General features: G+C 68.9%; 14 protein-coding genes. 8 read left to right on the forward strand and 6 right to left on the reverse strand.

Annotated elements, in window-relative coordinates; translation table 11 throughout:
• The first annotated feature begins 243 nt into the window (after window positions 1-243).
• Window positions 244-396 carry a hypothetical protein gene (locus tag ACWCOV_RS15375; protein ID WP_449829877.1) on the forward strand — a complete coding sequence of 51 codons (153 nt, stop codon included), beginning with the start codon at window positions 244-246 and terminating at the stop codon, window positions 394-396.
• On the opposite strand, the gene ACWCOV_RS15380 is transcribed toward ACWCOV_RS15375, so the two are convergent.
• Together ACWCOV_RS15380 and ACWCOV_RS15385 are read right to left on the reverse strand one after the other, a co-directional pair.
• Entirely contained in the window at window positions 393-971 is a 579-nt protein-coding gene (locus ACWCOV_RS15380; protein WP_449829878.1) for a GNAT family N-acetyltransferase, read from the reverse strand. The genes ACWCOV_RS15375 and ACWCOV_RS15380 overlap by 4 nt on opposite strands.
• A gap of 9 nt (window positions 972-980) precedes the next feature.
• On the reverse strand, window positions 981-1,760 hold the full coding sequence (locus tag ACWCOV_RS15385; RefSeq protein ID WP_449829879.1) for an SGNH/GDSL hydrolase family protein: 780 nt from the start codon (window positions 1,758-1,760) through the stop codon (window positions 981-983).
• Between the two features lie 49 nt (window positions 1,761-1,809).
• On the opposite strand from ACWCOV_RS15385, the gene ACWCOV_RS15390 reads away from it, so the two are divergent.
• Complete coding sequence (locus ACWCOV_RS15390; RefSeq protein ID WP_449829880.1) at window positions 1,810-4,770, forward strand: sacsin N-terminal ATP-binding-like domain-containing protein; 2,961 nt, start codon at window positions 1,810-1,812, stop codon at window positions 4,768-4,770.
• Here ACWCOV_RS15390 and ACWCOV_RS15395 read toward each other — a convergent pair.
• A complete protein-coding gene (locus ACWCOV_RS15395; RefSeq protein ID WP_449829881.1) occupies window positions 4,761-6,551 on the reverse strand; it encodes a BTAD domain-containing putative transcriptional regulator in 1,791 nt (596 codons plus the stop codon). The genes ACWCOV_RS15390 and ACWCOV_RS15395 overlap by 10 nt on opposite strands.
• A gap of 45 nt (window positions 6,552-6,596) precedes the next feature.
• Entirely contained in the window at window positions 6,597-7,415 is an 819-nt protein-coding gene (locus ACWCOV_RS15400; RefSeq protein WP_449829882.1) for a class I SAM-dependent methyltransferase, read from the reverse strand.
• Window positions 7,416-7,717: 302 nt separating this feature from the next.
• Here ACWCOV_RS15400 and ACWCOV_RS15405 point away from each other — a divergent pair, with 302 nt between their 5' ends.
• The 5 genes from ACWCOV_RS15405 to ACWCOV_RS15425 are packed head-to-tail and all read left to right on the forward strand — an operon-like array spanning window position 7,718 to window position 13,217.
• Window positions 7,718-9,556, forward strand: a complete 1,839-nt coding sequence (locus ACWCOV_RS15405) for an ABC transporter substrate-binding protein (protein ID WP_449829883.1) — start codon at window positions 7,718-7,720, stop codon at window positions 9,554-9,556.
• Window positions 9,553-10,647: an ABC transporter permease gene (locus ACWCOV_RS15410; protein ID WP_449829884.1), complete on the forward strand. Its 1,095-nt coding sequence runs from the start codon at window positions 9,553-9,555 to the stop codon at window positions 10,645-10,647. The genes ACWCOV_RS15405 and ACWCOV_RS15410 overlap by 4 nt, the downstream gene beginning before the upstream one ends.
• Window positions 10,648-10,652: 5 nt before the next feature.
• Window positions 10,653-11,528, forward strand: a complete 876-nt coding sequence (locus ACWCOV_RS15415) for an ABC transporter permease (RefSeq protein ID WP_449829885.1) — start codon at window positions 10,653-10,655, stop codon at window positions 11,526-11,528.
• On the forward strand, window positions 11,521-12,333 hold the full coding sequence (locus tag ACWCOV_RS15420) for an ABC transporter ATP-binding protein (RefSeq protein WP_449829886.1): 813 nt from the start codon (window positions 11,521-11,523) through the stop codon (window positions 12,331-12,333). The genes ACWCOV_RS15415 and ACWCOV_RS15420 overlap by 8 nt, the downstream gene beginning before the upstream one ends.
• Window positions 12,330-13,217, forward strand: coding sequence for an ABC transporter ATP-binding protein (locus ACWCOV_RS15425; RefSeq protein ID WP_449829887.1), 888 nt, complete (start codon window positions 12,330-12,332; stop codon window positions 13,215-13,217). The genes ACWCOV_RS15420 and ACWCOV_RS15425 overlap by 4 nt, the downstream gene beginning before the upstream one ends.
• Window positions 13,218-13,252: 35 nt before the next feature.
• Here the strand turns inward: ACWCOV_RS15425 and ACWCOV_RS15430 are convergent, their stop codons facing one another.
• Window positions 13,253-15,289 (reverse strand): phosphocholine-specific phospholipase C, encoded by a 2,037-nt coding sequence (locus tag ACWCOV_RS15430; protein ID WP_449829888.1) that lies wholly within the window; start codon window positions 15,287-15,289, stop codon window positions 13,253-13,255.
• A 283-nt stretch (window positions 15,290-15,572) separates the two neighbouring features.
• On the opposite strand from ACWCOV_RS15430, the gene ACWCOV_RS15435 reads away from it, so the two are divergent.
• Window positions 15,573-16,091: a hypothetical protein gene (locus ACWCOV_RS15435; RefSeq protein WP_449829889.1), complete on the forward strand. Its 519-nt coding sequence runs from the start codon at window positions 15,573-15,575 to the stop codon at window positions 16,089-16,091.
• On the opposite strand, the gene ACWCOV_RS15440 is transcribed toward ACWCOV_RS15435, so the two are convergent.
• The gene (locus ACWCOV_RS15440; RefSeq protein WP_449829890.1) at window positions 16,035-18,137 is read right to left on the reverse strand and encodes a M6 family metalloprotease domain-containing protein; all 2,103 of its coding nucleotides are present in this window, start codon (window positions 18,135-18,137) and stop codon (window positions 16,035-16,037) included. The two genes, ACWCOV_RS15435 and ACWCOV_RS15440, sit on opposite strands and share 57 nt — an antisense overlap.
• Window positions 18,138-18,266 lie beyond the last annotated feature (129 nt).

Consider the following 18,266-nt stretch of genomic DNA (forward strand, 5'->3'; position numbering starts at 1 on the left):
TCAGGATCACGGTCAGGCCGAGGAAGATCCCGGTCTCGATCGTCTGGAACAGCCAGAACCGCCCGGCCGGCTGGTAGACCTGCAGGTCGCCAGGGCCTCCGCGACCTCCCGCATCCGCGGCAGCTGGTCGCCCGGGTTGATCAGGCCGAGCCGGAGCGACGCGATGTCAAGAATCCGCGGCCTGTTCCGACGTACCCGTGACAGCACCCGGACGGCGGGTGCCCGGATCCGGAGGACGGACCGATGGAACCCTTGAATTTGATGGTCTCGCTGAGCCACTTCGGCAACGCCAAGTCGCCCCTCCCGCCGAAGCGGAAGCGCCGCACGGGCAGCAAACCGCGCGGCACGACCACGCGCCGCGCCATCCGCTGGCTCCGTACGGCGACAGCCCGCTAGCGCGGTGGGCGGTACATCGCGTAGTGGATCGGACCGCGGTGCGGGAGCTCCAGTTCGGCGATGACGGTGAAACCCAGGGACTCGTAGAAGCCGAGGTTGCCGGGTTCCTGGGTTTCCAGGAAGGCGGCGGAGTGGTCGGCGTCGGCGGTGGCCAGTCCGGGCGCGATCACGGCCCGGCCGAGGCCCTGGCTCCGCCGGTCGGGATCGACGCCCACCAGGGCGAGGAACCACACGGGTTCGCGCGGGCGGAAGATGCCCATCGCCTGCTCGTACTCCGCCGCCAGCTCCGCCCGGGAGCCGGCCAGTTCCTTGAACGCGTCCGCGTGCGGAGCGAACGCGTTCGGGGGAGTGGCGGGCGTCGTCCAGACGGCCACCGCGCTCACGTCCGACGTGACCCAGACCCGCCCGTGCGGCAGGCCGATCTGGGTCAGGAAGAGTCGCTGGTACTGCGTGAGCCGGTCGAGGTAGTGGTCCGGATCGAGGCCCATCCGAGTCATCGGGTAGTCCTCGAACGCGCGGGCGAGGGTGCGGACCGCCGCGTCCACGTCGGTCTCACTTGCCCGCCGTACCTCCATGGTCCGAGCCTACGTTTTCAGCGTCCGCAGGATCAGGTCGGCGACGGCTCGCATACCGGCCGCGTTCGGGTGGTACGGCGCGCCGCCGAGCAACTTGAACCCGGTCGTCCAGGGCTCGGGCGACCCGATCGCGTGGTCCCGGCTCGCCGCCGAGGCCGTGATCAGGTCGGCGCCCGTGCCGGCGGCGGCCTTGGCGAAGGCGGCGGCGAGGCCGTCGGCCATCATCGCGACACTCGGAAGTTGCTCCTCGTTCAGCGGTACGTCGAGGCGCGGCCGCGTGCTCGGGCCGACCAAGGTGAGGTAGTCGACCAGCAGGATGCGCGCGGACGGAGCCTGGTCGCGGACGCGTTCGACGACGGTGACGAGTGAGTCGGTGACCGCCTGGTAGGAGGCGTCGTCCTTGAGGTAGCTGACCCGGGCGCGGATCCGGTTCGCGACCCGGCGGCCGAGGAGGGGCGCCGGCTTGGCCAGGGTGTTGAGCATGCTGCCCCGGATGAACGTCCCGACGTACTCGAGATCGTTGCCTCCGGCAGTGATCGTGACCAGGGCGGTGCCGGGGGTGACCGCTTCGAGCTGCGGAGGCGCCGCGTCCTGCGGGGTGTCGAGGAGGTTGGCGGTGGTCGCGCCGGAGTACGTGACGTCGACCAGGTCGAGGCCCAGCTCGGCCGCGACCAGGTGCGGATAGTTGTTGCCCGAGCGTCCCGCCGGCTTGTGCACGATCGGGTTGATTCCTGGGCCAGCGGCGAACGAGCTGCCGAGGGCGACGTACCGGCTGCCGGATGCAATCACCTGACCACGATAGCCGCGACGGGCGGGCACGCTTGGCATACTGCACGGCGTGACTGACGACGTGTTCGGCGTAGGCGGGATTCGGGAGCGGGTGCTGGCCGGGTGGCTGGCCGCGCCGGTGCGGTTTCGGGAGGACGCGAACGCCGAGGAGGAGCTCGCGCTCGGTGGGTACGTCGACCGGGTCGTCATCGAGTTGGCCCAGAACGCCGCGGACGCGGCGGCGCGGGCGGGCGTGCCGGGGCAGGTGCTGTTCGAGTTCCGCGACAACACGCTGGTCGTCGCCAACACGGGTGCGCCGTTGTCCGCGGCGGGGGTCGAGTCGCTGGCCACGCTGCGGGCGTCGGCGAAGCGGGACGAGGCTGCGGTCGGGCGGTTCGGCGTCGGGTTCTCCGCCGTACTCGCGGTGACGGACGAGCCGGTGGTGTTGTCGCGGACCGGGGGAGTGCGGTTCTCGAAAGCGGACACGGCAGCGACGATCGCGGGGCTCGGGTCGGCCGGGCTGGACACGGAGGTACGGCGACGTGGCGGCCAGGTGCCCGTACTGCGGCTGCCGTTCGAGGCGGCCGGTGAGCCGCCGGACGGCTACGACACCGCCGTCATCCTGCCGCTGCGCGACGAAGCCGCGGCCGCCCTCGTCCGCCGCCTGCTCGACGAGGCCGGCGACGCCCTCCTGCTCGCCCTCCCCGGCCTGGAACGCATCGAAATCGCAACGGCAGACGGCCGACGCGTCCTGGAGGACGTCGAATCCCGCTGGTACATTCACCGCGTAGCCGGCATCTTCACCGAACCAGAACGCGAGCAGTTGCTCGCCGACCGCCCCACCGAAGAACGGACCCGCCCCCGATGGTCGATCCTGTGGGCACTTCCAGCTGATGAGGCCGTAGAACTCCCCGGAGTCGTGCAGGCGCCGACCCCGACGGACGAGCCGCTCAGCCTGCAAGCGTTGCTTTTGGCAACATTTCCGCTCGATTCCACCAGACGGCACGTGGCGCCGGGGCCGCTGACTGATTGGCTGGTGCGGGAAGCGGCAAACGCTTATGCGGAGTTGTTGCGCAGGCGAGTCGAGGACGGGGGCGAGGTGCTTCATCTCGTGCCGACCGGGCTGGCGGCGGGGGCGGTGGATCGGGCGCTCCGGGAGGCGATTGTCGCCGTGCTGCCGGATACGCCGGTGCTCCGGGTGGTGGAGGACGGGACAGTGATCCGGCCTCGGGACGCGGTGGTGGTTGAAGGGGCGGATGAGGCGTTCACCGGGCGGCTTGGGGCTGTTGTGCCGGGCCTGGTCCGGTCGAGTTTGCAGTTTCGGGGTGCGCTGGATGCGTTGGGCGTGCGCCGGCTCGACCTGGCTGAGGTGGTTGATCAGTTGGGCGCTCAGCACGAGCCGGAGTGGTGGCGGGAGTTGTACGCGTCGCTGGCCGGCATGGTGGCGGATGCGCTTCTGCGCGAGTCCCTTGGCACCCTCCCGGTCCCGCTCGCCGACGGGCGACTCGTCCGTGGCGTCCGCGGACTGCTTCTGCCAGGGCCCGAGCTACCGGTCGACGCGCTCAAGGAGTTCGGCGAGTACGGCGTCCGCATCGTGCACCCCGACGCCGTCGACCCAGCGCTCGAACGGCTCGGCGCGCTCCCGGCGACCCCACGAACGCTGCTCGAGGACAGCGCCGTACGCACCGCCGTCGAGCACTCGCTGGAAGCCGACGACCCGGACGCGATCGCACATGCAGTCCTGAGCCTGGTCGCCGCCGACCCGGCACAGGCGGACGGCCTGTGGTGGCTCGCCGACCTGGCGCTCCGCGACGCCGACGGCGACCTGGTCCCCGCGAACGCCCTCGTCATCCCAGGATCCGAGGCCGAGTCGATCCTCGACGACGACGAGGTCGCGCCGGTCGACCGGGCGCTCCTCGACCGCCACGGCCTCCCCGCGCTGGAGGCGGTCGGCGTCCTCGCGACCCTCGGCGTCGTCACCGCCTCCGACGTCGCGCTCGACGAGCTGCCCGAATCGTTCACCGACCTCGACGGCATCGAGGACTGGGCGTACGACGTGGCCCCCGACGGCTCCCGGTACGGCGCGACGATCGGCGAGCTGACCGCGATCCGGGACCTCGACTGGATCACCGACGACGCCTGGCCGCGAGTCCTCGAACTGTTCGGCTCGTCACCCGACCTCCGCCGCGCCCTGGTCACTCAGGTACGCGTGGTCGGCCCCGACGACCGTCCGCTCGGCGTCCCGTCGTACGCGGCCTGGTGGATCCGCGAGCGGGTGCTGCTCGAGGACGGCGAACCCCTTGCCGGACGGGCCGATCCGGACGCCGACCCAATCCTCGCGAGCTTCCTCGACGAGGCGCCGGCGTGGACAGCCCGGCTCGACCCCGAGGTGCGTACGGCGGTCGGCCTGGTCCGCGAGGTGGGCGATCTCGACGCGGACGGCATCAGCCTGCTGCTCGAACGACTCGCGGATCCCAATCGCGAGGTCGAGGAGAGCGAGCTGCTGCGGCTGTGGAGCCGGCTGGGCACGTTGGCCGTCTTCCCGGGCGACGCGCCGGAGCAGGTCCGGGTCCTCGCGGACGACGGCCTGACCCGTGTCACCGTGGCCGGCAGTGCGGTGGTCGTCGACGGCCCGATGTGGTTGCAGCGCGAGGATCTGGGCGGTTTTGTGGTCGCCTCCGGCGCCGCGGCGGACGGGTTGAGCGACCTGCTCGACGTGCCGATGGCGCAGGAGGTTGCCCAGGGCAAGATCGACGGCGAGGGTACGGCGGCCGACGTGCCGGAGATCGTCCGTGAGCTGGTCCCCGAGGTCCCGCCGACGTGGTGGGAGCACGAGGAGCTCAGCGTCGACGGCGTCGAGGTGTCGTGGTGGGTGGACGAGGACGGCGCACCGCACGCTGCGACGTTCGACGGGCTGGCCAAGGCGCTGGCGTGGGCGAGCGGCCGCTGGGACCAGCGGCACGTGATCCGCGCGGTGCTCAACGAGCCGGACCGCAGCTCCGAGCTGCTGGTCGACGCGGCCTACGACTGAGCCAGCTGCCGCAGCGCCGGGTTGTCGATCTCGGCGCTGAGCGATCGCGCTGTCGCGGCCGCCCGCTGGTCGCCGAGCCGACCGAGGTGGAGCTGCGCGTGAACGAGCATCTCCCGCAGGTCGCAGCGTGCGGCGAGCGAGGAGAGGCTGCCGGCCAGGTGCTGCGCGCGTTCGCCGTCGGATCGCTCGATCGCGGTCCCGACCGCGGTGTCGAGGACGTGCGCGTGCACCCACTGGTACCGATCGGGCTCACGGCTCGCCCGCGTCAACGCGAGATCGAGCCACTCGCTCGCACCCGGGTAGTCGCCCCGGCTGGCATGCAGCATCGCCAGTCCACGACCTGCCATCCCCTCCCAGCACGGGTCGTTCAACTGGCAGCCCATCGCCCAGGCCTGCTCGAACCCCTCGGCCGACGTGTCGAGCTTGCCGGCGTACAGATCGAGCTCGGCGGCCAGAGCCTGCGGCCATGGCAGGAAGGCGATCCAGCGTTCCTGCCGGACGAGGTCGAGCGTCTCGGCCAGCGTCTTCGCAGCCTCGCCGTACTCCGACCGCAGCAGCTGCGCCCGCCCGACCAACGACAGGGACCAGGCCTGCTGCCGGTGATCGCCACACCGGGCAGCGAGCTCCACCGACTGACCCAACTGCTCGAACGCGGCAGGGTAGTCGGCCCGGTCGGACGAGTTCATCCCGCGCACGCCGAAGATCGCGGCGTACTCCGCGTCGGTCTCGGCGAGCGCCTGCGCCTTCGACAGCCACTCGTCTCCGGTCTGCCGCCGTCCGGCCTGGACCTCGATGAACCCGAGCTCGCGCAGGGCCAGCACCGTGGTCGCCCGTTCACCGGCTTCGTCGGCGACAGTCAACGCCTCGTGCAGGACGATCGCGCCCTCCTCGTCGTGCCCGCGGATCGCGTGCACGAGCGCACCACCGAGCGCCGCGAGAGCCCTTGCCTCCAACGTCTTGTCGCGGCACTCGACGGCAAGAGCCGCGGCCTGGCGCAGGCACTGCAACCCGGCGTCGACCGCACCGGCCACGATCGCCGCCCGGCCGGCCTGAAGCTGACTGACGGCGGCGGCCCGCCCGTGGAGCGGCGGTCCCGTGTGTGACTGGACCTGCGCTGCCTCCCGGAGCGACCCGGAGACCGCGATGCCGAGCTCACGCTGGAACAGGTCTTCGCAGATCGCGATCTGCCGTAGCGCGCGCACCCGATCACCGGAAGTTGCCAGGCTCCGGATCAGCAGCTCGTGGTTGCCTTGCTCAAGGGGATTGAGCTCAACCGCCTTGGCAGCGAAGGGAATCGCCTTGGCCGCCTGCCCGGCCGCGAGCAGGGCGATCGCGTTCTGCCGGAGCCGCGCCTCGATCGTGCCGGCGATCCGGCGCCGCTCCACCAGCAACCAGGACTCGAACTCCGGACAGGACTCCAGGTCGACGCCCTCGAGCAACTCACCGCCGAGCGCGAGCAGCGACTCCGGCTGGGCCGACGGCTCGGTCAGCTCGAGTACGTCGACCGTCGTCGAGCCGTCGAGCGTCGTCACCACCGGATCGCCGGACAGCAGGTCGGGTACTTCGAGAGCGCGACGCAGCTCGGCCAGCGTCCAGCGCAACGCGCCGAGCGGATCTTCGGCGTCACCGAAGAACAGCTCGGCGAGCTTGCGGCGGCTGGGCGGCCGCTCGGCCAGCAACAGGTAGCCGAGCAGCGCCCAGGCCTTCCGCCCGCGCGGTTGACGACCCGGCTCCCCGCCGTGCTCGATCACCGGCGGACCGAGCAACCGAATCGTCCCCATGGATTCCCCCTCACACTGGTGCCCCCTGAACACCAGTGTGACCCCTCAGCGGCGGATTCCCACTGCTTCCAGGTATTCCGCGCGGGCGGCGACGGTGCCGTCGTCCGCGTAGTCGAACGCTCGCGGAACGTCGGCGAGTTCGCGGGCGAACTCGTGCAGGTCCTCACCGTCCAGCGTTCCGGCCAGCCGGGTGATCGGGCCGTAGAAGTCCCGGAACCACTCCGAGAAGTGCTCCGGCGTGTGGTAGCGGAACACGTACTCGCGCCGGTTCAGCGCGATCCACTCGACCCGGTCGCCGAACAGCTCGAACAGGTGGTCCTCGGTGCCCCACAGCGTCGGCGGCCGCACCCCGGCCGGCGGCGGCGCCCACTTGGACACGGTCTTGAACATCTGCCCGATCATGCCGGACGGCGTCCAGCTGGCCAGCGCGATCTTCCCGCCCGGCGCGGTGACCCGGACGAGCTCGTCGGCCGTCTGCTGGTGGTTCGGCGCGAACATCACGCCGACCGTGCTGCAGACCAGGTCGAACGACGTGTCCGGAACCGGCAGGTGCTCGGCGTCACCCTCGGTGAAGGTGATCGGCAGGTGCTCGGCGGCGGCCCGCTCCCGGCCCTGCTCGAGCAGGTTCGGCGCGTAGTCGACACCGGTCGCCTCGGCGAACCGCCGGGCGGCCGCCATCGCCGCGTTGCCCTGGCCGCAGGCAACGTCGAGGACCCGTTGCCCGGCCCGTACGTCGGCGGCCTCGACCAGGAGCTCGGCGATGATCTGCAGCGTGTTGCCGACCCGCGGGTAGTCGCCGGTCTGCCAGGCAGCCCGCTGCTTGTCCTTGATCGCCTCGAAGTCCACGGTCGTGTTGGTCGTCATGTCTCCCCCTGGAGTAACGGTTCTGAAACGCGGCCGCGGTGCCGCGGCCGTCGTACCGATGGAAGACGGCCGCCGTGTGACGCGGCGTGTGACGAAACCCCTGCCGCCCCGCCTGAGCGTGGTCACGCAGAGCGAACCAACGTTGTCAAAGGTTGGTATATCGACTGACCTGCACGTTCGACGTCCTTGTTCCAACGTGGCAATGAACTCTTGCCAACGTTGTCAACGCTACTTATAGTCCGTCACACCTCTCGGTCGGTGATCGCCCTGTCCGCGCAACGAAAACGGAGGTGACTTTCGTCATGAACGAAGCGCCGCGCCCCCAGTACGAAGATGTCGCAGATGTCGTCCGCTACCAGCTGAGCCGGCGAAGCATGCTGGGAGGAGGTGCCGCGGCCGCGATGACCGCCTTCCTGGCGGCCTGTTCCGGCGATGGCGGCTCGTACTCCGACAAGCCCGCGAACGACAAACCCGTCGCGACCAAGTCCATCCAGATCGGCAAGGCGAACATCCCGGTCCCGCGGGACCAGTCGGTGATCGTCGGCCAGGTCGAGTACACCGTCTTCGACAGCTTCAACGGGATGATCCCGAACGGCTCGCCCGGCGGCGCCGGCGTCGAGCTCGCCACGGAGCCGTTGTTCTTCCTCAGCTTCGCCACCGGCAAGCTGACGCCGTGGCTGGCCACGGAGTACAAGTACAACGACGACCACACCGAGCTGACCATCAAGTTCGACCCGAAGGCCCACTGGAACGACGGCAAGCCGCTGGGCGCGAACGACTTCAAGTTCACCGTGATGATGCTGAAGGACCGCCCCGACCTGTTCGGCGGCGGTGGTGAGCTGAAGGAGTTCGTCAAGGACGTCGAGGTCCCGGACCCGCACACCGCGGTGGTCAAGCTGCTCAAGCCGACCCCGCGGCTGCACTACAACTTCATCGCCGCGATCGCCGGCGCTCCGAACAACATCATGCCCGAGCACATCTGGAAGTCGCAGGACCCGACGAAGTACAAGGACAACCCGCCGGTGCGGTCCGGCCCGTACAAGCTGAAGCAGGCGATCCGGAACCAGAAGATGTTCGTCTGGGAGAAGGACCCGAACTACTGGAACAAGGACAAGCTCGACGTCAAGCCGCAGTACGTCATCTTCCAGAGCACCTCGAAGCAGGCCGACCAGGCCTCGCTGTCGTTCGAGAAGGCGGAGTTCGACGTCGGCTCGATCGACGAGCAGCACGCCAAGCAACTGCGCAACACCGGCTACCCGGCGCTGCAGACCACGCAGTTCCACGACCCGAACCCGCGGGTGCTGTGGCTGAACTGCGACCCGGCCCGCGGCGTGATCTCGGAGCCGAAGATGCGCCAGGCGATCAACTACTGCCTGGACCGGGAGAAGATCGGCAAGTCGGTCTGGCAGGTCGAGGTGCCGCCGGCGATCTACCCGTGGGCGGACTACCCGACCAACGACAAGTGGAAGAACGACGAGCTCGCGAACAAGTACAAGTTCGAGTACAACCTGGACAAGGCGACCCAGCTGCTCGACGAGATCGCCCCGAAGAACGCCGCCGGCAAGCGGACGTACAAGGGCAAGGAGATCAACCTCGAGATCATCACGCCCGCGCCGGTCGACAAGGACGAGTACGCGATCGCCAACGTGCTGAAGGTCGACCTGGCCAAGGTCGGGGTGCCGGCCACGCTGCGCAGCCTGTCCGGCAGCGTGCACGACCAGAAGTTCCAGCGCGGCGAGTACGACATCGATTCCAGCTGGGCCGGTTTCGCCATCGACCCCGAGCAGCTCTACACCGACTGGGAGAGCAGCAAGGCCCAGCCGATCGGCAAGAATGCCGCCGGCCGGAACAAGATGCGGTTCCGGGACCCGCAGTTCGACGAGATCTCCCAGAAGCTGGCCGGGATGGACCCGAACAGCGAGGAGGCCAAACCGCTGCTCGAGCAGGCGCTGGAGATCTACTTCCAGAAGCTGCCGCTGCTGCCGGTGATCCAGACCGGGTACCCGCAGTTCTTCAACACCGCGTTCTGGTCCGGCTGGCCGACCGACGACGACCTCTACGAGGTGCCGCTGAACTGGTGGCCGCACTTCATCTTCGTGCTCGCCAGGATCAAGGCCACCGGGCAGAAGGGACCGGCGTGACGGCGGAAGCGCCGCCGGTGGCCACGGTCGACAAGAGCCAGGCCTCCGCACCCGCGTCGCCGGTGCGGGCCTGGCTGTCGCGGCATCCGCTGGCGGCGTACGCGCTGCGCCGGTTCGGGCTGTACCTGGTGGAGCTGTGGGGCGCGCTCACCATCGCGTTCTTCTTCTTCCGGCTGATGCCGGGTGACCCGATCCAGACGCTGATCCAGACCCTGCAGCAGAACTACATCTACAACCAGCAGGCCAGTGCCGAGCTCATCGCGCGGTACCAGCACGAGTTCGGGCTCGACGGCAACCTGTTCTCCCAGTACGTCAAGTACATGGAGAAGCTGGTCCTGCACGGCGACATGGGGCCGTCGCTGATCAACTACCCGACGCCGGCGCAGACCGTCATCCTCAGGTCGTTGCCGTGGACCATCGGCCTGCTCGGCATCTCCGCCGTGCTGTCCTGGATCTTCGGCGTCGTGATCGGGGCGATCGCGGGCTGGCGGCGCGGCAAGCTCGGGTCGCGGATCGCCACCAACCTGTCGATCGCGCTGTCGCACGTGCCGTACTTCTTCGTCGCGCTGATCCTGGTGTACATCTTCGCGTACTCCCTGGGCATGCTGCCGGCCAGATCGGCGTACGACTCGAGTATCAACCCGGGCATCACGCCGGAGTTCATCGGCAGCGTGCTCAAGTACGGCTTCCTGCCGGCGTTCTCGATCGTGCTGATCGGGACGTTCAGCTGGATCCTGTCCACCCGGATGCTGATGATCCCGATCCTCGGCGAGGACTACCTGGTGTACGCCGAGGCCAAGGGCCTGAAGGGTTCGCGGATCCTGACCCGGTACGCGCTGCGGAACTGCTACCTGCCGCAGATCACCGCGTTCGGCATCTCGCTCGGCTTCATCTTCAACGGCAACGTGCTGGTCGAGCAGCTGTTCAACTACCCGGGCCTCGGGACCACGCTGGTCACCGCGATCCAGCAGCTCGACTTCAACACGATCCTTGGAGTGACCAACATAGCGATCTTCTCCGTGCTGACCGCCGTCCTGATCCTCGACCTCCTGCTCCCGCTGCTGGACCCGCGGGTCAAGTACTGGAAGTGATCGCGATGAGACTACTGACTGCGGTGCTGCGGACGATCCGGGGCAGCCGGCGCCTGGCGATCGGACTGGCGATCCTCGGCGCGATGGTGCTGCTGGCGTTGTGCAGCCCCTTGATCACCAAGGCCATCGGTGGTGGCCAGGACCCGATCGAGGTGGCGGCGTACGAGAAGTGGCTGGTGCCGTCCGCGGACCACTGGCTCGGCACCGACCAGTTCGGCCGGGACGTGTTCGCGATGGTGATCAAGGCACTGTCGGTGTCGCTGCAGATCGGGGCGATCGCGGGTGTCATCTCGACCGTCGCCGGCGTGATCGTCGCGTTCGTCGCCGGGTACAAGGGCGGCTGGATCGACGGCGTGCTGTCGACGTTCACCGGGATCCTGCTGGTGATCCCGACGTTCCCGCTGCTGATCGCGCTGTCGGCGTACGCGAAGAACGTCACCCTGTTCCAGGTCGGCGTGATGATCTCGATCTTCTCGTGGCCGTTCGCGGCCAAGACGATCCGGTCGCAGGTGCTGAGCCTGCGGACCCGGCCGTACGTCGACCTGGCCCGGGTGAGCAAGGCCCGCGACCTGGAGATCATCGTCACCGAGCTGCTGCCGAACCTGCTGCCGTTCATCGGCGTCGGGTTCGCGTCCTCGGCGCTCGGCGCGATCTTCGGTCTGGTCGGGCTGGAGGTGATCGGGCTCGGGCCCGGTGGCGTGGTCGACCTCGGGCAGATCATCTTCAACGCGATCACCACCGGCGCGCTGACCCTGGGCGCGTGGCCGATGTTCGCGGTGCCGATCATCTTGCTGACGTTGCTGTTCGCGGCGCTGAACATGGTCAACATCGGGTTGGAAGAGGTCTACAACCCGCGGCTGAGGGGAGTGACCGGTGAGTGACACGGTCTTGGAGATCAAGGGTCTCGAGGTCACGTACCTGTCGACGCGGGGCAACGTGACGGCGGTCCGCGGCGTGGACCTGGACGTCCGTCGCGGCGAGATCCTCGGGATCGCGGGCGAGTCGGGCAGCGGGAAGAGCACCCTCGCGGTCGCGCTGCTCCGGCTGCTGAAGCCGCCGGGCAAGGTGACCGGCGGGTCGGTGATGTTCCATCCGGCCAAGCGCTCACCGGTCGACCTGCTGAAGGTGAACGGCGAGGCGCTGCGGGTACTGCGCTGGTCGGCGCTGTCGTACCTGCCGCAGGGGTCGATGAGCTCGCTGAACCCGGTGATGCGGGTGCAGGACCAGTTCAAGGACGTGATCCTGGAGCACGCGCCCGGCCGGAAGGACTCGCTGGGGGAGCTGATTCCCCGGCTGCTCGGTCAGGTCGGGCTGGAGCCGCGGGTCGCGCGGATGTACCCGCACGAGTTGTCCGGCGGGATGAAGCAGCGGGTGCTGATGGCGATCGCGGTCGCGCTCGAACCGGACCTGGTGATCGCGGACGAGCCGACCACCGCGCTCGACGTGACCATCCAGCGGGTGATCCTGCAGTCGCTGGCCGACCTGCGCACCGACTTCGGCGTGACGCTGGTGGTGATCTCGCACGACATGGGTGTGCACGCCCAACTGGCCGACCGGGTCGCGGTGATGTACGAAGGCCGGCTGGTCGAGGTCGGCGACGTACGGCAAGTGTTCAAGGACCCCAAGGATCCCTACACCCGGCAGCTGATCGAGTCGATCCCGCAGGTGGGACGGAGGGCATCGTGAAGTCCGAACTCGAACTTCGTGGCGTGCAGCAACGGTTCCACGCCCGTGGGGTGGCCGGCGGCTACCTGACCGCGGTGGACGACGTCAGCTTCACGCTCGCGGCGCAGCCGCCGCAGGTGGTGAGCCTGGTCGGCCAGAGCGGCAGCGGGAAGAGCACGATCGCCCGCAACGTGCTCGGCCTGCAGAAGCCGACCGCCGGGTCCGTGCTGTACGGCGGCAAGGACATCTTCAAGCTGAGTCGCGCCGAGTACGACGAGTACCGGCGCGACGTCCAGCCGGTGTTCCAGGACCCGTACGCGATCTTCAACCCGTTCTACCGCGTCGATCGGGCGCTGTGGAAGGCGGTGAAGAAGTTCGGGCTGACAACCAGCCGGTCGAAGGGCCTCGAGCTGATCGAGGAGTCGCTGCGGGCGGTCCGGCTCGAACCGGAGAACGTGCTCGGCCGGTACCCGCACCAGCTGTCCGGCGGCCAGCGCCAACGCATCATGCTGGCCCGCGTGCACATGCTGCGGCCGTCGTTCATCATCGCCGACGAGCCGGTGTCGATGCTGGACGCCCAGGTGCGCAAGCACTTCCTGGACATCCTGCTCGACTTCCAGCGCGAGCACGGGATGACGACGCTGTTCATCACCCACGACCTGTCCACCGTGTACTACCTGGGCGGCGAGGTCATGGTGATCACCAAGGGCCAGATCGTCGAACGCGGCCCGGTCACCACGGTCATGCACGAGCCGTCCCACCCGTACACCAAGCTCCTCCTCGACTCGATCCCGCAGCCCGACCCCGACAAACGCTGGACCAGCCGGATCAACGTCGACGAGCTCGACGAGGACGAGAAGGCGGAAGCCGACGCCACCAGCGGCCCCGAGACCCCGGTGATCTAGGGCCGGCGGCCGCTGGTGACGAGGACCTCGTGGTGTCAGGCGGTGCGGATGGCGGGGTCGCTGAGGCCTGGGGTGCCGGTTTCCACGTGGCCGGCGAGGCGGCGGAGGTACGTCGTGTCGGTGGTTGTGGTGACGGAGACGTCGTACCAGCGGTTGGTGGTGGTGATGGTGTACGTGCGGGTGCCGGGGCTGAGGTCGAGGCGCTTGGGGGAACCGCCGTACGCGTTGGTGATGGTGACGCGGCGGGCGACGTCGGTGGTGAAGGTGAGGTCGAGGTCGCCGGTGCGGGCGTTCTCGCGGGCGGTGACCTCGAGGCCGGTCGCGGGCTTGCCCTTGAACGTGCGCAGGAACCCGTTCGGCCCGTGCACGGTCAGGTCGTAGACACCGTTGGAGTAGATGGTGTTCCAGCTGTCCGCGATGCTCTTGCCGGCCTCGGTCGTGTACGTCCACGGGCCGTCGGTCCGGTTCGCGGACGTGATCAGGAACTGCGCCCCGGCCTTCGGCCCGGACCTGAAGGTCAGCGTGTACTTGCCACCGGCAACCGATCCGTCGACGATCGAGGCGTAGGGCAACGGCCTGGTACGGCGACGGCCGCGCTCCTGGGCCGGGATGCTGCCGACCGCGGGCGGGGTCGGCCGGTAGTCCGGGTGCCGGTCGTTGTCCGGCGGCTCGTACGCCGAGGTGTCGGGCAGGTCGGCGGGCTGGGTGGTCTTGGTGCCGAAGTCGAACGCGGACGTCAGGTCGCCGCAGATCGCCCGCCGCCACGGCGAGATGTTCGGCTCGTGCACGCCGAACCGCTTCTCCATGAACCGGATGATCGACGTGTGGTCGAACACCTCCGAGCACGAGTAGCCACCGGTGCTCCAGGGCGACACCACGAACATCGGCACCCGCGGCCCGAGTCCGTAGGGCCCGGCGACGTACTTGCTGCTGCCCGGGTAGTTGTCCAGCGTGGTGTCGACGGTCGACAGCCCCTGCGCTGCCGAGGCCGGCGGGAACGGCGGCACGATGTGGTCGAAGAAACCGTCGTTCTCGTCGTACGTGATGAACAGCGCGGTCTTGCTCCAGACCTCCGGGTTCGCGGTGAGCGCGTCGAGGACCTGCGAGATGTACCAGGCGCCGTAGTTGGTCGGCCAGTTCGAGTGCTCGCTGAACGCTTCCGGCGCGGCGATCCAGGAGATCTGCGGCAGCCGGTTCGCCTGCACGTCCGCGGCCAGCCGGGCGAACAGGCTCTCGCCGGCCTTGGCGTTGGTGCCGGTGCGGGCCTTCTCGTAGAGGGCGTCGCCCGGCTCGGCGTTGCGGTAGGTGTTGAAGTACAGCAGCGAGTTGTCGCCGTAGTTGCCGCGGTACGCGTCGTCGATCCAGCCCCAGTGACCGGCGGCGTCCAGGCCGTCGCCGATGTCCTGGTAGATCCGCCACGACACTCCGGCCTGCTCGAGCCGTTCCGGGTACGTCGTCCAGCCGTAGCCGAGCTCGTCGTTGCCCATCACCGGGCCGCCGCCGGTGCCGTCGTTGCCGGTGTGGCCGGTCCACAGGTAGTAGCGGTTCGGGTCGGTCGCGCCGATGAACGAGCAGTGGTACGCGTCGCAGATGGTGAACTTGTCCGCGAGCGCGAAGTGGAACGGGATGTCCTCGCGGGTCAGGTAGGCCATCGTGACCGCGGACTTGGCCGCGATCCACTGGTTGTACTTGCCCTTGTTGATCGCCTGCTGCCCGTCCGGCCAGCTGTGCGGCAGGCCCTGCAGGAACTGCAGGCCGAGGTCGTCGGCCTCCGGGTGGAACGGCAGCGTCTCCTGGCCGGAACTGCTGGTCTGGTGCCAGACCGGCTTGCCGCTCGGCAGCGTCACCGGCCGCGGGTCGCCGAACCCGCGAACGCCCTTCAGCGTGCCGAAGTAGTGGTCGAACGAACGGTTCTCCTGCATCAGCACGACGATGTGCTCGACGTCCTCGATGCTGCCGTGCAGGCGGTGGGCCGGGATCGCGGCGGCCTGCTCGATGCTGTTCGCCATCGCGCTGAACGCGGCGGTGGCGCCGGCGAGCTGCAGGAACCTGCGACGATTGATGTCTGGCATGCGTGGTCTCCTTGGGCGGTGGGGCGGATGGAGTCTGGAACACCAGCACTGCGTCGGACGCACCCTAACCTGAACGATTAACCGACGGAAGGTGAACTCTGCTGTTTGTAACAGCCGACTTCCGAACTATTCTGAGCGGTGTGGTCCGCGTCTGGTACGTCGCCTACGGGTCCAACCTGTCCCTCGACAGGTTCCGCTGCTACCTCGCCGGCGGCCGCCCGGCCGGCGCGCGCGGGTCTACCCGGGCTGCCGCGACACCCGCGACCCTTCGCGGATCGCGGCCGTGGAGGTCCCGGGCGGCCTGGTGTTCGCGGGGGAGTCCCGGGTGTGGGGTGGCGGGTCGGCGTTCTACAACCCGGCCGCGCCGGGGGTGGTGGCAGCGCGGGCCTACCTGGTGACGCCGGACCAGTTGGGCGATGTCGCCGCCCAGGAGATGCGCCGCGACCCGGGAGGCGAGTTCGCTCGCGACCTGGCCGCCGTACTCCCGGATGTCGATGCCGTCCACGCGATGGGTTCGGGGCGGTACGAGACCGTGGCCCGGCTGGGCGAACAGGACGGCGTACCGATGTTCACCGTGACCCACGGAACCGTCGCCGACCTCGAACCGAACGCGCCGACCCTTCCGTACCTGCGCTGGATCGCCGCGGGCCTCACCGAGGCGCACGGGTGGGCCGCCCGCCGGGTCGCGGAGTATCTCTACTCCGCGACCGGCGTCAGTCGCGCGTGGACGCTGGACGGGCTCGCGTCAGCGCTTGACGGCGATGCAGGTGGCGGTGGCTCGCTTGGTGGGGTCGCTCTCTGAGGTTGCGGTCAGGGTGATCTTGGCCAGCGGTGCGGTGCCGGACTTCGTGTAGACCGGGACCGTCGTGTGCTGGCCGGCGTTCGTGGTGGCGAGCGCGTTCGGCAGGGACATCGACCAGCCACTGCCGTCGATCTTGGCGCTCACGCGGTAGACGTCGCCCTTGAGGTACGGCGTGACGTCCTCGGGGTGCTGTGATCCGGCCCCCGCCTGACCCGTATTGGTCAGCTGGAAGCTGCACGTCTGCACGCCGTTCTGCTGCGGCTTCGCCACGGTCGGCAGAACCTGGACGCCGCGCTTCTGAGCTCCGGCGCCGTCGAGCGACCGGATCGCGACCGTGTAGGACAGCACGCCCTGGCGGTCCCGCTTCACGTTGGTGATGTAGAAGTGCAGGCGGTTGGCGGAGTCGGTGTACTCGTACTCGCTGCCCGAGTTGGTGCCGGCGTGGAAGAGCGCGTCGGACAGCTGGCGGTAGTCGCCGATCGTGATGGGGACCTGGGTGCCGTCGGGCAGCACGTAGTCGGTCATGCCGATGTCCTGCGGATTGGCGTCGATGACCCACTCGAACGGCGCCCGGTCCTCGTTCTTCGTCTTCGCCAGCAAGACGCCGGCGTCGGGCGTGAACGAGTCCGTGCCCATCCGGTCGACGACCTCGACCGTGTAGTTCTGGTACCCGCGGCCGTCGCACATCGGGTCCGTGGTGATGTTGCAGGGCGGGGCGAGATCGCCCGCGCCGCCGAGCTGGATGTTCACGCCGGACAAGCCCTTCGGGCCGGGCTGGACCGTGCGTGCGGTGACGTCGGCGATCACGACACCGGACGTTGCGAGTGCCTCGCGGGACAGCCGCAGGACGTTCTTCTCGTCGACCATCTGCAGCTTGATCTTGTTCCGGAGCATGTGCTGTGCGCCCATCGAGCCGCCACCGGTCGCCGGGATCATCCAGCGGCTGTGCGGGCCACCCGGTCCGTTGAAGCTGCCGCGGCTGAGCATCTCCCAGATGCCGGTGTACGCGCGCCGCGGCGGTACGCCGTACGGGTTGTTGTAGTTGTCGCCGATGCCCAGGATGTGGCTGAGCTCGTGCGCGTAGACACCCATGCCGGAGCTCTCGGCCTGGGTCGACGAGCCGCCGCCTGCGTTCGGCCAGATGGACGCGCCGGCGGCCCACGAGGTCCAGTCGACGTACCGGGTGTCGGACCAGTTCGGCAGCGCCGGGTCCGGCGGGCCGAACTCGTCGGTGACGTCCTCCTTGGTCGGGAACTTCATCATCCCGAACTCCTGCCAGGTGGACGACTCGTCCTGCCCGGCGCTCAGGAAGAACACGAAGTCGAACCCGGCCGGCACCTCCGGTCCCTGGTCGGCGACCCAGGCGGCGCGGGCGTCGGTGCGGATGTTCTTGGTGCAGTTGTCACCGGCCGGGCAGGCGGTGCCGCCCTGGAACTCCATCGCGTACTCGTGCGACTTGCCGGGCATCCGGTACGGGCCGAACGCGGTCAGGTCGACGCCGTACCGGCCGCCGGAGTCCTCCATCCAGTACTCGTGGATGGTGTGGCCGCGGTTCAGCGTGCCGGGGGTGTTGAGGAAGTTCTTGTAGAACTCGGCGACCTGGTCGCGCGGCACGCCGTTCGCCTCCGCACTCGGGTTCCCGAACGGCGTCGACCCCTTCGCCTTGGTGACGACGAAGTCCTGGTTCGGGTAGTCGACCAGCACCAGCGCACCCTTGAACGTCCGCGTCGACCCCTTCACGTCCGGGTCGGCCCAGTTGGTTCCTGGCGGCTTGCGGTAGTCAGCCCAGGTCATGTGATCCGGGTTCACCCAGTTCTGCGGATCAATAGCCCCCGGCAATCCGTCACCGGTGGTCGAAGCGATGCGCTTCTGCTCACCGGACTCCTGCCAAGGCTGCTTCTGCGGCCAATGCGGAAACTGCCAGGAATTGGCCGGATCAGGGGGAGCGGTCGCGCTCGGCGCGGCCACTGCCATCGAGGGCACCGAAACGGCGGCGAGTACGGCGACCAGCTTCAGGACAAGACGAAACTTCCGTTGCTCAGACACGGGCGGGCATCCGATCGACTAGGGCGGGACAACGGGCTGCCATGAGCTTGCCCTGTCGACACCCCTGACCACAACAGATGAGATCACTGTATACAGTATGGAATGAAGTCGCTAACCTGGGCGCTTGCG

This window comes from Kribbella sp. NPDC002412 (assembly GCF_053592935.1).

What these genes read in the sequence shown, in the direction of transcription:
- ACWCOV_RS15375 (WP_449829877.1), top strand. Translation starts at nt 244, where the DNA reads ATGGAACCCTTGAATTTGATGGTCTCGCTGAGCCACTTCGGCAACGCC.
- ACWCOV_RS15405 (WP_449829883.1), top strand. Translation starts at nt 7,718, where the DNA reads ATGAACGAAGCGCCGCGCCCCCAGTACGAAGATGTCGCAGATGTCGTC.
- ACWCOV_RS15415 (WP_449829885.1), top strand. Translation starts at nt 10,653, where the DNA reads ATGAGACTACTGACTGCGGTGCTGCGGACGATCCGGGGCAGCCGGCGC.
- ACWCOV_RS15400 (WP_449829882.1), bottom strand. Translation starts at nt 7,415, where the DNA reads ATGACGACCAACACGACCGTGGACTTCGAGGCGATCAAGGACAAGCAG.
- ACWCOV_RS15395 (WP_449829881.1), bottom strand. Translation starts at nt 6,551, where the DNA reads ATGGGGACGATTCGGTTGCTCGGTCCGCCGGTGATCGAGCACGGCGGG.
- ACWCOV_RS15430 (WP_449829888.1), bottom strand. Translation starts at nt 15,289, where the DNA reads ATGCCAGACATCAATCGTCGCAGGTTCCTGCAGCTCGCCGGCGCCACC.
- ACWCOV_RS15380 (WP_449829878.1), bottom strand. Translation starts at nt 971, where the DNA reads ATGGAGGTACGGCGGGCAAGTGAGACCGACGTGGACGCGGCGGTCCGC.